This is a genomic window from Flavobacterium sp., assembly GCF_035456225.1.
GTDB lineage: Bacteria > Bacteroidota > Bacteroidia > Flavobacteriales > Flavobacteriaceae > Flavobacterium.
This window is the reverse complement of the sequence record NZ_DATIDM010000097.1, coordinates 1-14674: the sequence shown is the minus strand read 5'-3', so window position 1 is coordinate 14674 and position 14674 is coordinate 1. Positions and strand designations below refer to the sequence as shown.

17 protein-coding genes and 1 tRNA gene are annotated in these 14674 nt (G+C 38.5%); 10 read left to right on the top strand and 8 right to left on the bottom strand.

Going from position 1 to position 14674, the window contains the following annotated elements:
- Window positions 1–62 precede the first annotated feature (62 nt).
- The gene (gene dusB, locus VLB74_RS05700; RefSeq protein WP_325202492.1) at window positions 63–1055 is read left to right on the top strand and encodes a tRNA dihydrouridine synthase DusB; all 993 of its coding nucleotides are present in this window, start codon (window positions 63–65) and stop codon (window positions 1053–1055) included.
- A 69-nt stretch (window positions 1056–1124) separates the two neighbouring features.
- Here dusB and VLB74_RS05695 read toward each other — a convergent pair whose 3' ends face one another.
- From VLB74_RS05695 to rbfA, 3 genes are all read right to left on the bottom strand, one after another.
- The gene (locus tag VLB74_RS05695; RefSeq protein WP_325202491.1) at window positions 1125–2549 is read right to left on the bottom strand and encodes an MATE family efflux transporter; all 1425 of its coding nucleotides are present in this window, start codon (window positions 2547–2549) and stop codon (window positions 1125–1127) included.
- A gap of 157 nt (window positions 2550–2706) precedes the next feature.
- A complete protein-coding gene (locus VLB74_RS05690) occupies window positions 2707–3906 on the bottom strand; it encodes an ABC transporter permease (RefSeq protein ID WP_325202490.1) in 1200 nt (399 codons plus the stop codon).
- Between the two features lie 3 nt (window positions 3907–3909).
- Window positions 3910–4302, bottom strand: a complete 393-nt coding sequence (gene rbfA / locus VLB74_RS05685) for a 30S ribosome-binding factor RbfA (protein WP_325202489.1) — start codon at window positions 4300–4302, stop codon at window positions 3910–3912.
- A gap of 233 nt (window positions 4303–4535) precedes the next feature.
- Here rbfA and mce point away from each other — a divergent pair, with 233 nt between their 5' ends.
- Both mce and VLB74_RS05675 read left to right on the top strand, forming a co-directional pair.
- Entirely contained in the window at window positions 4536–4940 is a 405-nt protein-coding gene (gene mce / locus VLB74_RS05680; protein ID WP_325202488.1) for a methylmalonyl-CoA epimerase, read from the top strand.
- A 47-nt stretch (window positions 4941–4987) separates the two neighbouring features.
- Window positions 4988–5061 (top strand) — tRNA-Ile (locus tag VLB74_RS05675).
- A gap of 147 nt (window positions 5062–5208) precedes the next feature.
- Here VLB74_RS05675 and VLB74_RS05670 read toward each other — a convergent pair.
- Genes VLB74_RS05670 through VLB74_RS05660 form a run of 3 tightly spaced genes read right to left on the bottom strand, consistent with a single transcriptional unit; the run spans window position 5209 to window position 7620 of the window.
- A complete protein-coding gene (locus VLB74_RS05670; RefSeq protein ID WP_325202487.1) occupies window positions 5209–5907 on the bottom strand; it encodes a hypothetical protein in 699 nt (232 codons plus the stop codon).
- Window positions 5908–6444 (bottom strand): hypothetical protein, encoded by a 537-nt coding sequence (locus VLB74_RS05665; protein ID WP_325202486.1) that lies wholly within the window; start codon window positions 6442–6444, stop codon window positions 5908–5910.
- 9 nt (window positions 6445–6453) lie between these two features.
- Entirely contained in the window at window positions 6454–7620 is a 1167-nt protein-coding gene (locus tag VLB74_RS05660) for a DNA cytosine methyltransferase (protein WP_325202485.1), read from the bottom strand.
- A 683-nt stretch (window positions 7621–8303) separates the two neighbouring features.
- On the opposite strand from VLB74_RS05660, the gene VLB74_RS05655 reads away from it, so the two are divergent.
- Window positions 8304–8510, top strand: a complete 207-nt coding sequence (locus VLB74_RS05655; RefSeq protein WP_325202484.1) for a hypothetical protein — start codon at window positions 8304–8306, stop codon at window positions 8508–8510.
- Window positions 8511–8532: 22 nt separating this feature from the next.
- Here VLB74_RS05655 and VLB74_RS05650 read toward each other — a convergent pair whose 3' ends face one another.
- Window positions 8533–9123: a riboflavin synthase gene (locus tag VLB74_RS05650; RefSeq protein WP_325202483.1), complete on the bottom strand. Its 591-nt coding sequence runs from the start codon at window positions 9121–9123 to the stop codon at window positions 8533–8535.
- Between the two features lie 57 nt (window positions 9124–9180).
- On the opposite strand from VLB74_RS05650, the gene pdxA reads away from it, so the two are divergent.
- From pdxA to accC, 6 genes are all read left to right on the top strand, one after another.
- Entirely contained in the window at window positions 9181–10230 is a 1050-nt protein-coding gene (gene pdxA / locus VLB74_RS05645; RefSeq protein ID WP_325202482.1) for a 4-hydroxythreonine-4-phosphate dehydrogenase PdxA, read from the top strand.
- A gap of 70 nt (window positions 10231–10300) precedes the next feature.
- Complete coding sequence (locus VLB74_RS05640; protein WP_325202481.1) at window positions 10301–10834, top strand: YceD family protein; 534 nt, start codon at window positions 10301–10303, stop codon at window positions 10832–10834.
- Between the two features lie 9 nt (window positions 10835–10843).
- Entirely contained in the window at window positions 10844–11038 is a 195-nt protein-coding gene (gene rpmF / locus VLB74_RS05635) for a 50S ribosomal protein L32 (protein ID WP_081694205.1), read from the top strand.
- A gap of 164 nt (window positions 11039–11202) precedes the next feature.
- Complete coding sequence (locus tag VLB74_RS05630; protein ID WP_325202480.1) at window positions 11203–12201, top strand: beta-ketoacyl-ACP synthase III; 999 nt, start codon at window positions 11203–11205, stop codon at window positions 12199–12201.
- Between the two features lie 25 nt (window positions 12202–12226).
- The gene (accB, locus tag VLB74_RS05625; protein ID WP_325202479.1) at window positions 12227–12718 is read left to right on the top strand and encodes an acetyl-CoA carboxylase biotin carboxyl carrier protein; all 492 of its coding nucleotides are present in this window, start codon (window positions 12227–12229) and stop codon (window positions 12716–12718) included.
- A 98-nt stretch (window positions 12719–12816) separates the two neighbouring features.
- Window positions 12817–14163, top strand: coding sequence for an acetyl-CoA carboxylase biotin carboxylase subunit (gene accC, locus VLB74_RS05620; protein WP_325202478.1), 1347 nt, complete (start codon window positions 12817–12819; stop codon window positions 14161–14163).
- 38 nt (window positions 14164–14201) lie between these two features.
- On the opposite strand, the gene VLB74_RS05615 is transcribed toward accC, so the two are convergent.
- Window positions 14202–14674: glycoside hydrolase domain-containing protein (locus VLB74_RS05615; protein WP_325202477.1), on the bottom strand; the 473-nt coding region annotated here is incomplete at its 5' end.

The following is a 14674-nucleotide window of genomic DNA, read 5'->3' as shown; positions in this document are numbered from 1 at the left end:
GGTTTTATAATTAATAACTGATTATAGAAAATCTTTAGTAATTTTGCGCCAAAATGAAGAAGATGGTTAAGATTGGCAACATAGAATTACCCGATTTCCCTTTGTTACTCGCGCCTATGGAAGACGTGAGTGACCCACCGTTTCGTCGTTTGTGCAAGCAGCACGGCGCCGATTTGATGTACTCTGAATTTATTTCCAGTGAAGGGTTGATTCGTGATGCCATGAAAAGCAAAAAGAAATTGGATATTTTCGACTACGAGCGTCCTGTTGGTATTCAGATTTTCGGAGGCGATGAAGAAGCCATGGAAATGTCTGCCAAAATTGTCGACACCGTTCAGCCTGATTTGGTGGATATCAATTTCGGATGCCCGGTTAAAAAAGTGGTTTGTAAAGGTGCCGGAGCCGGCGTTTTGAAAGACGTCGATCTGATGGTGCGCTTAACCAAAGCGGTTATCAAAGGGACAAATCTTCCGGTGACGGTAAAAACCCGTTTGGGATGGGACCACGATTCCATCAACATCGATGAGGTAGCCGAACGATTACAGGATGTTGGCGTACAAGCACTGACAATACATGGTCGTACACGCGCCCAGATGTACAAGGGCCATTCGGATTGGTCGCACATCGAAAGGGTGAAAAATAATCCGCGTATCACCATGCCAATTTTCGGAAACGGTGATATCGATTCGCCGGAAAAAGCATTGGAATACAAAAACAAATACGGTTTGGACGGAATCATGATCGGTCGTGCCGCGATTGGCTATCCATGGATCTTCGACGAAATCAAACATTACTTCAAAACCGGAGAATTGTTACCTGCTCCCGATATGGAAGCCCGTATCCAGGCGGCTCAAAATCACCTGACGTGGGCTATGGAATGGAAAGGCGAGCGCGTAGGTATCGTTGAAATGCGTCGTCACTACACCAACTATTTTAAAGGAATTCACAATTTCAAGGAATACCGTCAACGATTGGTAACCAATGATCACGCAGAGGAACTCTTTAAGATTTTTGATGAAATCCGTGATGCCTTTTCGGATTATCAAATGGTATAGTAAATAATTGAAATAGTAAAAAGTCCGCCTTGTCAAACGAGGCGGACTTTTTTATTTGATATGGTTAAACTAAACCTGTATTTTTTTCCATTTCCCTTTTTTGTAAAGCACAATACTCGCCAATGTAATTGCAGTTTCAGCAATCGGTACCGCCATAAAAACGCCGGTTGGCCCCATTTTGAAATGTTTCGCTAAAACATAAGCGAGCGGAATCTGAAACAGCCAGAATCCGAAAAAATTAACCCATGTAGGCGTCCATGTATCACCGGCGCCGTTGAATGTATTGATCAATACCATTCCGATACCGTAAAAAACATAACCCAGGCTCATGGTTTGCAGTGCTTCCACAGCAATGTTTTGTACCATTATATCATTTGAGAAAAAGGAAATGATGTATTGCGCAAATAATAAGGTGATGACCATAATGGTAGCCATGAAAATGGTATTGTATTTTGCCGTGGTGAAAACAGATTTCTCGGCCCGTTCAACCTGTTGGGCTCCCAAATTTTGTCCCACCAAAGTTGCGGCGGCATTACTTAATCCCCAGGCAGGAAGAATGAAAAACATCATGATCCGCAAGGCGGTCTGATATCCTGCCGAACCGTGATCGCCTCCGGTAGTAGCTACCAATTGGGCTAAAAAAATCCAGCTGCACGATGCGATTACAAATTGTAAAACACCCGGAGCGGCAATTTTGGCTATGTGTTTCATCTGTTCAAAATCGGGAATAAAATAGGAAGGAACGATTTTCAAAATACCTTTTCCATTGAATAAATGATATAACTGGTATAATACGCCAATGCTTCTTCCGGTAGTGGTTGCCATCGCAGCGCCAATTAATCCGAAAGCAGGAATCGGTCCCAATCCGTTGATTAAAATCGGGCACAGGATAATGTTGCAGATGTTGGCTAACCATAAACTGCGCATGGCAATGGCTGCATTTCCGGCTCCTCGAAAGATTCCGTTAATCAGGAATAAAAGCATGATGCATAAACTTCCGCCCATCATGATTCGGGTAAAATTTACGCCGTAACTGGCTGATTCCTCGGAGGCGCCCATAAGAAGTAAAATATCTTTGGCATAAATGAATCCGAAAATGCTGATTACAGTGTTGATTGCAAAAGCAATAATGATGGCCTGCATTCCTGATTTAGCTGCGGCAATCGGATCTTTTTCGCCTACTCGTCGTGCTACTACAGCTGTGGCTGCCATGCTTATTCCGATAGCCAGTGAATAAATAATGGTAATCACGGATTCGGTCAGACCAACCGTTTGTATGGCAAAACTGCTGTGTTCTAAATGACCGACGAAGTATAAATCGACCAAAGCGAAAACCGATTCCATCATCATTTCCAAAACCATCGGAATGGCTAAAAGAATAACGGCTTTTTTGATGCTTCCGCTGGTGTAGTCGAAAGAGTTATCGCCTTTAATGGCCGTTTTTAAGGTGTTGAATATTTTTAAAAAAGTAGTATGTCTTGATGTATTTGTCATGATATATTAGGATAGAATGAATAAAGCCGAATGATGAATCCGGATGAGGCAGAAATGTCCTAATTATCGCTGTGGGAATAAGTAAGGACTAGACAAAAACAATCATGGGCGTTCGGTTTTTTTGAACAGTAAAGATAAAAATTATTTTTAAACCGTATTATTCCAGCAGACTTTTGCCCACACGGCTCGAAGCAATCCAGGAGGCGGTCAGTCCCAATATGCTTATGGTTCCAAGTACAATGATTACGTTTAAGGTTTCAAACTGAATTGGGTAGGCCATAGATGGCGTAATCATGATCAGGGCATATTTTTTTTGCAACAAAACGAAAACCATGCCCAGCGATAACCCAATAATTCCGCCGACAACAGTCAGTAGGCTGCCCTGAAATAAAAATACGGCTTTCAGGTGACGGATTTCAGCGCCTAAATTGAAAAGGGTTTTCAGATTGGCTTTTTTATCCAAAATCATCATAATTAAAGCGCCGACTAAATTGAATAAGGCAACGATGATTACCAAGGTAAAGATGAGGTAAACCGCAATGTTTTCGGTGTTGAGCATTTTGTATAAACTATCGTTTAATTGCGCCCGCGTTTTTACCGTTACGTTGTTGTTGAAGATGGTTTGCAGTTCTTCAGTTGTTTCCTCTTCCGAAGCCGATGGTTTCAGTTTTATTTCAACCGAAGTGACCTGATTAGGCTGATACTGCAGTAATTCCTGCGCCAGTCCCAAATCTGAAAAAACGTATTTTCTGTCCAAATCATCGTTAATGGCATAAATACCTACAGGGGTTAACGGTGATTCGTTAAAAGCTTCTTCCGGATTTTCAATGGCGCCTTTGCCGGGTTTTGGAACGAAGACTTCAAAAATATTGTTAAAGTCAAACAATCCCATCGAAAGCTTATTGGCAATCCCATATCCAATCACTACCTGTGAGGTGTTTGGTTTAAGCCACTGACCGGCATAGATTTTCTTTTCGAACGGAGTCGTTTTTCTGAAGGCATCGTCTACACCTTTTAAGTAGGCCACTTCCTGTTTTTCGTTGAAAGAGAACAGTACGCGTTCTTCAATGGTTTTGCTGTAAAAAGCAATGTTTTTGGAGTGCTTCAGTTGGTTTTCCTGCCCGGGAGTAATCAGCATCGATTTTCCAACGGTGTTGTTAACCTTTAAATCGGGATCTGTTTCGTTGGCAAAGGAAAGGCTGAAATCCCGAAGGCCGCTAAACACGGACAGGACTACAAAGAGCGCCATAGAACTCACGATAATTCCAAGTGCAGCAATGCCGGTAATGATATTGATGGCAGTGCTTTTACTAAAACTGATCGTGTAACGACGCGCTATGTAAAAAGGAAAATTCAAATTTTAGGATTTCTTTCTCTTGGCTAAAAGCTCACGGTTTTCAATTGGGTTTTCTTCCCCTTTTAAAGCGGTGTCGATTTTTTCGATATAATCTAAACTGTCATCGATGAAAAAAGTCAGATTCGGTACACGTCGCAATTGTTGTTTCACGCGCTGCGCCAAATCGTGTCTTATTAATGGGGTGTTGGTTCGGATCGCTGCTAAAAGTTCCGGACCTTTGTCAATCGGGAAAATGCTCAAATATACTTTTGCAACGGATAAATCCGAGGTTACATTTACTTTAGATACGGAAATAATCAGATTGCTGATCCCGTTTTTACGAACTTCTCCCTGTAAAATATCCACCAAATCTTTTTGCAAAAGCGTTCCTATCTTTTTTTGTCTGTTTGTTTCCATGCTGCAAAAATACGATTTTTTGAGTTGAAAAGTTTCAAAGTGTGTCAGTTTCAAAGTTTTTGGTTTTCGAAGCGACAGTTTTAGGCTTCTTTGCTAGCCATTTTCCTGCTGTCCGTTATATCTCTCCGCTGCGCTGCGAGGATGCCACTGCCATCAGGGCTATTGGAAAAACCGTTTTAATTTCTGCGAACATTGTAAAAACTTTGCGAACTTTGTGGCTCAATAAAAAGATCATGAGAAAAATAGAACATATAGGTATAGCGGTTAAGGATCTGGAAACGTCCAACCTGGTTTTTGAAAAACTGTTCGGAGCGCCGGCTTACAAACAGGAAGAAGTGGAAAGCGAAGGGGTGAAAACATCCTTTTTTATGAACGGTCCCAATAAAATAGAATTATTGGAAGCCACCAATCCGGAAAGTCCGATAGCTAAATTTATTGAAAAAAAGGGAGAAGGGATTCATCATATCGCTTTCGATGTGGAAGATATCGTTGCGGAAATCGCTCGTTTACAGCAGGAAGGCTTTACGGTTTTGAATGAGGTGCCGAAAAAAGGGGCAGATAATAAGCTGGTGGCTTTTCTTCATCCAAAGGGGACAAATGGTGTTTTAGTGGAATTATGTCAAGAAATCCCCAATTAATTTTTGTGGGATTAAAAAAATAATAGTAATATTGCAACCTCTAAACCGGTCCTATAGCTCAGTTGGTTAGAGCACCTGACTCATAATCAGGTGGTCCCTGGTTCGAGCCCAGGTGGGACCACAGAAGTTAAAAAATTAAGCCTTGTAATATGATTTACAAGGCTTTTTTCTTTTTGGGGAGAAATTTCTTTGATTTATTCGGTTTTAAAAATCCATTTTATATTTGACAGTAAAAACCATTTTTACCAAATTGAAGTTATTGCAAAAGTTATAAATAGTTTTTCAGTACTTTTTTAAATTTATCTATTGCTTTTTTCAGATGCTCTTCTTTTAATTCTTTATAATATTTTGGATTATGGATGGCTTTATTTACATTCCTTTCGCCTTCCAATAATGTTATAATGTCAATTTTTACGTCAAAATATGAAAACAAGGTATGTGTTGAACTACTTCCGTAAATGGTTTTTTTGTCTAAATCCGAATAATCTCCACCTAATTGACTTTCTAATTGCAATAAAAAACAGTTGAGGTTTTCCCAGCCGTGTTTCATTAATGTGAAATCTACGAGTATTCTTTTAATCATGGCGTTTTCTGTATATGCTTTGCATTCAACAGCTAAAACCAATTCATCATCGATATTACAATGAACATCTGCTTTCAAAGTGTAATAGTAATCCTCTATATTATTCAGAATATGTTTTTTTACTTCTTTGTCCTCAATGTTTTCAACATACTCCTTTAATATTGGTAATTTTTTGGTAGTCTTATTAAAAGAAATTCTTTCTTTTTTACCGCCTAATTCATCCCAGGCAATCTCTAACAAATGCTTCGTAATATTTTCAACCAGCAAGCCTTTACCTGCTCTGATTACACCGCCATAGGCTCTGTTCTCTTCTTCATTTGCCTTTTGCTCTATGCCTTTTACTAATAGATTGTATGCCTTTACAATATCTTTTAATTTGCTCATTTATCCTTTAATTTGAGCCTTTAATTCTTCAATTGAATTTGCATCATTTAAATCAACGATATCTATTTCATACAAATCAGCAAAAGTTTGAAAACTTGAACCGTCTTGTCTGTACCTTGTAGAGCCTTTTGGAAAATATTTTCTCTTACTTGTAAAATCTTCTTTTTCAATCCAACCACATACAGTCACTTCTTTTTTTGTCTTATTATAACTGCAGAAAATATATATATCCGGATTGAAATAATCTTGCAGTTTCAAAAAATTATTAGTGTAACTTCTTCTGACATCTGTAGTTCTTCCCATTGTTTTTACATCAATTTTCTTATTTTCAAAAACAATATCCACACCATCATCAAAACCATCTCCGCCATCAACATAACCTAATCCGAATAAGTCCATAACAACACTCTGGCCAATGATTCCCGTAAGTTGCTGTTCTTGGTTGCCATTTGCTGTATATCGGGCCCCAAAATTAAAATTATTAACCTGATTTAAACAGTGATTGTATAATTGATCACTAACCTTGATGCTGAACATAATATTTTTTTAATGGTTAATCAATTCTTGTTCCTCACACGTAACTTTTTTACTGTTGCCGTTCAGTAGTATTCCTTTTATTTTGTCAGCAACCGCTTTTGCCATTAAAGGCGGCACGGCATTACCGATTTGTTGGTATTGGCTCAAACCTATTTCCCAGCTCATTTTGGTCCTCATGCCTTCAAATATAAAATCATCAGGGAATGACTGTAATCTTGCTCCTTCTCTTGCGGTAAAATTTCTGTTTAGAAAAGGATGAATAAAATTACTTTGAAAGGAAGCTGCGACAGTTGGTGCCGGTTTATCAGCAACTAATCTTAAATTATTCTGACTGAATTTTATTTCGGATTTTTGTTCAGGATTCCCTCTTTTTACCGCACCATGTGTTTCCCAAACGTCAAGCAGGTTTTTGCCGGGTTTAATAGCGTTAAATCTGTCAATTAGCCTTTGGGTGTGTCTCATTGCAATATGATTTGTAACTCTTGTAGAGTTTTCTCTCATAAATTGCTGATAATCATTGGAAGGCTTTGTCCCATAATTTACATTGTCTTGTCCTTGACCTGCTTCAATTTGAGGTAAGTCGGATATAGCTTCCCAGGCCGACACTTCATTTGTAATACTGTTTTCCGGAAACTCGGGAAATAAATTCAAATCTTTCCTAAAACCTATTAAAATTACGCGTTCTCTTATCTGCGGTACACCGTAATCGGAAGCTTTTAAAACTTTATAATCTACATTATAACCAATACCGGCATTTTCAAATTCTTCTTTTATGAGCTTTATGACTTTGCCTTTTTCCATAGAAAGCAAACCTTTGACATTCTCCATAACAAAAGCTTTCGGATTATACCATTTTATAAACTTCACATATTCATAAAAGAGTTTGTTTCTTGGGTCGTCTTCAACTTTGTTTCTGTTTTTGTTAGCTAAACTAAAACCTTGGCAAGGAGGTCCTCCGGTAATTACGTCAACTTCTCTGCCATTTAGTAAATTATCAAAATCATCTTTATTGACATTTGAAATATCCCCTAAAATAAAATTAGTTTCAGGGAAGTTTCTCGCTATTGTTTTTCCGCAATTTTCATCAATATCAGATGCTATGATAGACTCAAATCCTGCCCATTTAAATCCAAGTGTCATTCCGCCACAGCCACAAAATAAATCTATACAATTCATAATTTACATTTTTAAAGGCAAATATAATTTTTAAAAAATTATATTTTCTTCAATGTATATATTTTTTGAGAGGTTTGTTGAACTTTGAATCAGCGATACTCGTTGGTGTGTTTGATTTTCTGAAATTGAGTAAGACGACCTGATAAAATCAACAAAAAACTATGTTTCTATGCGGTTTAAAAAATATAAATTGAATTCACCAAATGGGTTAATACTTATATTAAAGTTTTATTTTACTATGAATTTCGTTTTTGTCCTAACACAAATAGTAGTAAATATAGGGGATGATTTTTTTTGATTAATTGTTTTTTTACCTTATTTTGGTTAACTGAAAATCCTTTAAATATTAGTTTGTACCCTTTATTTAAGTAAGATTTGATCAAATATAAGCGGAACAGGTGAGTAACAAGGATTTAAAGCGTTCTTTTTGACGAGGCTTTAGTCTAGTATTAAATGTCGGATTTTTTTTAGAGGAAGAAAAATGAGATTTTTAATAAAAAACTATTGTTTTGTTGAAAAAACTTATTACTTTCGTCAAATAGGGTGTTGATTTACAAAATTGAATACCTTATAAATTAAGTTTGGTAGTGTCGATATGGCGCAATTTTAACAGAATATTAAAATTTGACAGAAAAATTTAAATATTTTTTTGTTAGGAAGTTAATTTTTATATTTTTACACCCATGAAAAATAGCCTACAGAAGTTAATAGTAATTGCGGTCGTTTTATTTAACGTTCCAGTGGTCTTTTCCCAATCAGAGCCACCACCGCCACCAACACCACCGCCTGGTCTGCCAATTGATACTGGTGTAGCAGTTCTTTTAGCAGGGGCATTAGGATTAGCCTTTTATTATTTGAAAAATAGTCGTACAAAAAAAGCTTCAAAATAAATTGAAGCTTTTTTTTTGGATTTTATTTTCTTAACTCCTGTAACCTGGTTACATATTTGCCGATAACGTCAAATTCAAGATTTATTTTTGTGCCGATTTCAAAGTTTTTAAAATTGGTGTGTTCCAAAGTGTAAGGGATTATGGCTACACTGAATTCGTTTTTCTTTGAATTCACCACTGTCAGACTAACCCCATTTATGGTTATGGAGCCTTTTTCGATGGTTATATTGTTAAGGCTGCTGTCGTATTCAAAGGTAAAATAAATGCTTCCTCCTGCATTTTCTATGTTTTTGCAGATTCCGGTCTGATCTACATGGCCCTGAACGATATGTCCGTCCAGTCGGTCTCCCAATTTCATGGCACGTTCTAAATTTACGGAGTCGCCCACTTTCCAATCGCCCAAATTTGTTTTGTCGATGGTTTCTTTGATGGCTGTAACTATATATGCGTCGTGACTGATATTGACCACCGTCAGACAGATGCCGTTGTGGGCAACACTCTGGTCAATTTTCAATTCACCGGTAATTGAGGAGTTAACGGTAACGTGAATATTGTTGTTTTCTTTCTGAATATCCTGAATCGTTCCAAGAGTTTCGATAATTCCTGTAAACATAAGTATTAAATTTGCTAAATTTGCACATCCAAAATTAGGAATAAATAACTAGTCAGCATGGTTAAAAAAGCAGAAAATATAATTGTAGGAATTTCTATCGGGGACTTAAACGGTATCGGAAGCGAAGTAATTTTGAAAACTTTCGAAGATACACGGATGCTTGAGCTTTGTACGCCGGTTATTTTCGGGAATGTCAAAATTCTTTCGTTTTTAAAGAAAACACTGAATTTGGAATCCAATCTGCACGGAATAGACAAGTTGGAGCAATTGGTCTTTGGTAAGATCAATGTGCTGAATGTGTGGCGCGAAGGCGTGAATCTGCAATTTGGTGTGAACGATGAAACTGTTGGCAAATATGCAATCAAGTCGTTTACGGCCGCGACCCAAGCGCTGAAAGATGGATTGGTTGATGTTTTGGTAACGGCACCTATTAATAAGTATAATATACAATCGGAAGAATTTCATTTTCCGGGACATACGGATTATCTGAATCAGGAATTGGAAGGCAATGCGTTAATGTTGATGGTTCAGGATAATTTACGTGTCGGACTTTTGACAGATCACGTACCAGTAAACGAAGTTTCAAAGCACCTGACGGAAGCGTTGATTAGAACCAAATTGGAGACGGTCAATAAAGCACTTATTGAAGATTTTGCAATCACCAGACCTAAAATTGCTGTGTTGGGTTTAAATCCGCATTGTGGAGATCATGGTGTAATTGGTAAAGAAGACGATGAGGTGATTAAACCGGCGCTGAAAAAACTTTTCGATGAAGGGATGATGGTTTTTGGTCCTTTTTCGGCAGACAGTTTCTTTGGATCGGGACAATATGAGAAATACGATGCTGTTATTGCAACGTATCATGATCAGGGGCTGATTCCGTTTAAAACATTGTCTTTTGGGAAAGGGGTTAATTATACCGCCGGATTAGATAAAATACGTACATCACCGGATCATGGGACTGCTTATGAAATAGCCGGAAAAGGGGAAGCTGACTTTAATTCGTTTAAGGAAGCGGTTTACCTGGCGCTGGATGTGTTTCATAACCGAAACGAACATAAAGAGTTGATTAAAAATCCCTTAAAACTGAGGCAAAAACAGTTATAAACAAAAAAATGTTTACAACTCGTTTGGATTTGCAATAATTTTATATCTTTGCACGCTCAAAACTGTTGGTATGAATATACAGAAAGATTTTTTAATTCCGTTTGTGGGATTAAAGCTAGGGAAACATCAGTTTGATTATCAGATAGGTAAGGAGTTCTTTGAGGGCTTTGAATTTGACGAATATAATGACGTCAACATCAAGGTAGATCTGGTTTTGGACAAGAAAAGCACTATGCTGGAACTTGTATTTAAACACAAGGGTACAATTAATGTCCCGTGTGATTTGACCGGAGAGGAATTCGATTTGCCAATAAAAGGAAAGCTGAATTTAATTGTGAAATTTGGGGATGCTTTCAACAATGAAAATGATGAACTGCTGATTTTGCCGCATGGTGAATTTCAGGTAGATGTAGCACAGTATATCTATGAAATGATTGTGCTTTCGGTACCTTCAAAGCGTGTTCACCCCGGCGTGAAAGACGGGACATTGAAAACTGAAGCAATTGAAAAGCTGAATGAACTGGCTCCAAAAGAGCATCATAAAGAAGAAGAAAATAATGATCCCCGTTGGGATAAATTAAAACAACTATTAACGGATAAATAATATAGTAAGATGGCACATCCTAAGAGAAAAACCTCGAAAACAAGAAGAGATAAGAGAAGAACGCACTATAAAGCGACAACTCCTCAAATTGCAACATGTCCTGTAACAGGAGAAGCACATTTATACCACAGAGCTTACTGGCACGAAGGTAAAATGTATTACAGAGGTCAAGTTGTTATTGACAAACAAGTAGCGGAGGCTTAATCCGAAAAATGAATAGAGAAAACTCTCACTGTGTGGGAGTTTTTTTTTGTTGAACCTATTGAAAGTAAATTAAGTAGGGATAAAAGAATATAGGTTTGGGATTTTTTTTGTAATTTCCACCACTTTTTGAAATCACTTTTTTCAGGAAGAAAAATACAACTTTTATGAATAAAATAACAGCCGCTATTACAGCAGTGGGAGCCTACGTTCCGGACTTTGTTTTATCAAACCAAGTGCTGGAAACGATGGTGGATACCAATGACGAATGGATTACCTCTCGTACTGGAATCAAAGAAAGAAGAATGCTAAAAGAAGAAGGTCAGGGTACTTCTTTCATGGCGATAAAAGCAGCGCAAAACTTAATCGGGAAATCAGGAATTGATCCAAAAGATATCGATTTGGTAATTATGGCTACAGCAACCCCGGATATGCCGGTTGCAGCCACAGGAGTGTATGTTGCCACTCAAATCGGAGCCGTAAATGCGTTCGCTTACGATCTTCATGCAGCATGTTCAAGTTTCCTTTACGGAATGTCTACCGCTTCCGCCTATATCGAATCAGGACGTTACAAAAAAGTCCTTTTGATTGGCGCCGACAAAATGTCTTCCATTATCGACTATACCGACAGAGCAACCTGCATCATCTTTGGAGATGGCGCCGGAGCTGTATTGTTTGAACCGAACACGGAAGGTTTAGGTTTTCAGGATGAGTTCTTGAGAAGCGACGGTATCGGAAGAGAATTCCTTAAAATCGACGCAGGCGGATCTATCTTGCCGGCTTCTGAAGAAACGGTTAAAAACAAACAACATTATGTGTTCCAGGATGGAAAAACCGTATTCAAATACGCAGTTTCCGGAATGGCAGACGTTAGTGAGAAAATCATGCAGCGCAATAATCTGACCAAAGAGGATGTGAATTGGCTAGTGGCTCATCAGGCCAATAAGCGAATTATTGATGCGACGGCTAACCGAATGGAGTTGGATGAGGAGAAAGTGCTGATTAACATTCAACGTTACGGAAATACCACATCGGCAACATTGCCATTGTTGTTAAGTGATTTCGAAAATCAACTTAAAAAAGGAGATAATATTATTTTTGCAGCCTTTGGTGGTGGTTTCACATGGGGAGCTATCTACTTAAAATGGGCTTATAACAAACAATAAACAACAAAACCAAATTTAGAATAGTATGGATATCAGAGAAATTCAAAACCTAATCAAATTTGTAGCAAAATCAGGTGCTACAGAAGTAAAATTAGAAATGGATGATTTTAAAATCACCATTAAAACCACTGAAGCTGGAGCAGCTGAAACAACTTACATTCAGCAAATGCCTATGCAAGCTATGCCACAAATGGCAGCGCCAGTAGCAGCAGCGCCAGTGTCAGCAGCACCAGCAGCGCCAGTAGCGGCAGCACCAGCAGCAGACGATAATTCAAAATACATTACTATCAAGTCACCAATGATTGGTACTTTCTACAGAAAACCATCTCCGGACAAACCAACTTTCGTTGAAGTAGGCAGCACAATTTCTAAAGGAGATGTGGTGTGTGTTATCGAAGCAATGAAATTATTCAACGAAATCGAAGCAGAAGTTTCTGGTAAAATCGTTAAAGTTTTAGTGGATGACGCTTCTCCGGTAGAATTCGATCAGCCATTATTCTTAGTAGATCCATCTTAATTCTTAGATCATTAGATCATTAGATTGTTAGATTTCTCGCAGGTCTGATAGTCTAATTGTCCAATAATCCAAATTGTCTAATTTTCTAATTTAAAAGGATGTTTAAAAAAATATTAATCGCAAACAGGGGAGAGATCGCGCTTCGTGTTATCAGAACCTGTAAAGAAATGGGAATCAAAACGGTTGCGGTTTATTCTACTGCCGATGCGGAAAGCTTACATGTTAAGTTTGCTGATGAAGCAGTTTGTATCGGACCTGCACCAAGTAATCTTTCCTATTTAAAGATGTCAAATATCATCGCTGCTGCAGAAATTACCAATGCAGATGCGATTCACCCAGGATACGGTTTTCTTTCTGAGAATGCTAAATTCTCCAGAATCTGCCAGGAGCACAATATTAAATTTATTGGAGCTTCTCCTGAAATGATTGATAAAATGGGAGACAAAGCAACAGCTAAAGCAACCATGAAAGCTGCCGGAGTGCCTTGTGTACCTGGATCTGACGGTATCTTGGAAGATTTCAAACAAGCTAAAAAAGTGGCTAAAGAAATCGGATACCCAGTGATGATGAAAGCTACTGCCGGTGGTGGTGGTAAAGGAATGCGTGCCATCTGGAAAGAGGAAGAGCTTGAAAAAGCTTGGGAAAGTGCTCGTATGGAAGCGGCAGCCGCTTTCGGAAACGATGGAATGTACATGGAAAAACTTATTGAAGAGCCTCGTCACATCGAGATTCAGGTGGTAGGGGATTCCTATGGTAAAGCGTGTCACCTTTCTGAAAGAGACTGTTCCGTACAACGTCGTCACCAAAAATTAACAGAAGAAACGCCTTCGCCTTTCATGACCGACGAGTTACGTGAGAAGATGGGAGAGGCTGCTGTAAAAGCGGCTGAATATATCAAATATGAAGGAGCTGGAACGGTGGAGTTCTTGGTGGACAAGCACAGAAACTTCTACTTCATGGAAATGAATACGCGTATTCAGGTAGAGCATCCAATCACAGAGCAGGTTATTGATTATGACTTGATCCGTGAGCAGATTATGGTAGCTGCAGGTGTGCCGATTTCCGGTAAAAACTACTTGCCGCAATTACACTCTATCGAATGTCGTATCAATGCGGAAGATCCTTATAATGATTTCCGTCCGTCTCCGGGTAAAATTACGGTTTTACACTCGCCGGGTGGACATGGGGTTCGTTTGGACACCCACGTATATGCCGGGTACACCATCCCGCCAAATTATGATTCGATGATTGCTAAGTTAATTACGACGGCACAAACCCGTGAAGAAGCAATTTCAAAAATGAAACGTGCTTTGGATGAATTCGTAATTGAAGGCATCAAAACCACGATTCCGTTCCACAGACAGTTGATGGATCATCCGGATTATGTAGCCGGAAACTACACGACGAAGTTTATGGAAGATTTCGTAATGAAAGAACTTAACTAATAAAAAAATATAGCCCTGAAATTTCAGGGCTATATTTTTTAGTGATGCTTATCACTCATGGTGAATTCTAAAATTCCACCATTAAGTATGTCCTGATAGTTGATAAAATACTTGGTTAATGTTTTACCGTTTAAGACCAATTTCTTAACATAAACATTTTTATCGACTTGATTATGAACTCTGATTTCAAAAGTTTTTCCGTTTTCTAAATTCAGTTTGGCATAATTTACGCTTGGACTTCCGATGGCGTAGTCGTTAGACCCTGGAGCTACCGGATAAAACCCTAAAGAGGAAAAAATGAACCACGCACTCATCTGACCACAGTCATCATTTCCGCCCAGGCCGTCCGGAGTAGGTTTGTACTGCATTTTTAAAATGGTTCTGATTTTTTCCTGTGTTTTCCAGGGTTGTTCCGTCCAATTATATAAATAGGCCACATGGTGTGCCGGCTCGTTTCCGTGTACGTAGCCACCAATGATTCCGTCTCTGGTGATATCTTCAGTTTCGGCAA

What these genes read in the sequence shown, in the direction of transcription:
- VLB74_RS05695 (WP_325202491.1), bottom strand. Translation starts at nt 2,549, where the DNA reads ATGACAAATACATCAAGACATACTACTTTTTTAAAAATATTCAACACC.
- VLB74_RS05665 (WP_325202486.1), bottom strand. Translation starts at nt 6,444, where the DNA reads ATGTTCAGCATCAAGGTTAGTGATCAATTATACAATCACTGTTTAAAT.
- accB (WP_325202479.1), top strand. Translation starts at nt 12,227, where the DNA reads ATGGATATCAGAGAAATTCAAAACCTAATCAAATTTGTAGCAAAATCA.
- VLB74_RS05660 (WP_325202485.1), bottom strand. Translation starts at nt 7,620, where the DNA reads ATGAATTGTATAGATTTATTTTGTGGCTGTGGCGGAATGACACTTGGA.
- rpmF (WP_081694205.1), top strand. Translation starts at nt 10,844, where the DNA reads ATGGCACATCCTAAGAGAAAAACCTCGAAAACAAGAAGAGATAAGAGA.
- VLB74_RS05640 (WP_325202481.1), top strand. Translation starts at nt 10,301, where the DNA reads ATGAATATACAGAAAGATTTTTTAATTCCGTTTGTGGGATTAAAGCTA.
- pdxA (WP_325202482.1), top strand. Translation starts at nt 9,181, where the DNA reads ATGGTTAAAAAAGCAGAAAATATAATTGTAGGAATTTCTATCGGGGAC.
- mce (WP_325202488.1), top strand. Translation starts at nt 4,536, where the DNA reads ATGAGAAAAATAGAACATATAGGTATAGCGGTTAAGGATCTGGAAACG.
- VLB74_RS05630 (WP_325202480.1), top strand. Translation starts at nt 11,203, where the DNA reads ATGAATAAAATAACAGCCGCTATTACAGCAGTGGGAGCCTACGTTCCG.
- VLB74_RS05655 (WP_325202484.1), top strand. Translation starts at nt 8,304, where the DNA reads ATGAAAAATAGCCTACAGAAGTTAATAGTAATTGCGGTCGTTTTATTT.
- rbfA (WP_325202489.1), bottom strand. Translation starts at nt 4,302, where the DNA reads ATGGAAACAAACAGACAAAAAAAGATAGGAACGCTTTTGCAAAAAGAT.
- VLB74_RS05650 (WP_325202483.1), bottom strand. Translation starts at nt 9,123, where the DNA reads ATGTTTACAGGAATTATCGAAACTCTTGGAACGATTCAGGATATTCAG.
- dusB (WP_325202492.1), top strand. Translation starts at nt 63, where the DNA reads ATGGTTAAGATTGGCAACATAGAATTACCCGATTTCCCTTTGTTACTC.
- accC (WP_325202478.1), top strand. Translation starts at nt 12,817, where the DNA reads ATGTTTAAAAAAATATTAATCGCAAACAGGGGAGAGATCGCGCTTCGT.
- VLB74_RS05670 (WP_325202487.1), bottom strand. Translation starts at nt 5,907, where the DNA reads ATGAGCAAATTAAAAGATATTGTAAAGGCATACAATCTATTAGTAAAA.